This is a genomic window from Bacillus cereus (genome assembly GCF_002564555.1).
Taxonomy (GTDB): Bacteria; Bacillota; Bacilli; order Bacillales; family Bacillaceae_G; genus Bacillus_A; species Bacillus_A cereus_K.
The window spans coordinates 1-345 of the sequence record NZ_NUVD01000086.1; the positions used below are offsets into that span (position 1 = coordinate 1).

Below are 345 nucleotides of genomic sequence, written 5' to 3' on the forward strand. Positions count from 1 at the left end.
AACATTGCCGTTGTAGGAAATAAAATAAAATTGCCAAAACTAGGTCTTGTTCGATTTGCCAAAAGTCGTGAAGTAAAAGGACGTATTTTAAATGCTACAGTTAGACGGAACCCTTCTGGCAGATACTTTGTGTCATTGTTAGCTGAAGCAGAAGTGCAAGAGCTTCCGAAAACAAATTCTTACATTGGAATGGATGTGGGACTAAAAGATTTCGCCATTTTGTCAGATGGAACAACCTATAAAAATCCGAAGTTTTTTCAATCATTAGAAGAGAAGTTGGCAAAAGCACAGCGTGTTCTTTCTAGAAGAATGAAAGGATCTTCTCGCTGGAATAAACAACGAGTA

The 345-nt window shown here is 37.4% G+C and carries 1 pseudogene (only partly in view); it reads left to right on the forward strand.

The features are described 5' to 3' along the window. Positions 1-345: pseudogene (locus tag COI75_RS19475) on the forward strand (transposase) (its annotated part continues 165 nt past the right edge of the window); the annotation flags it as partial.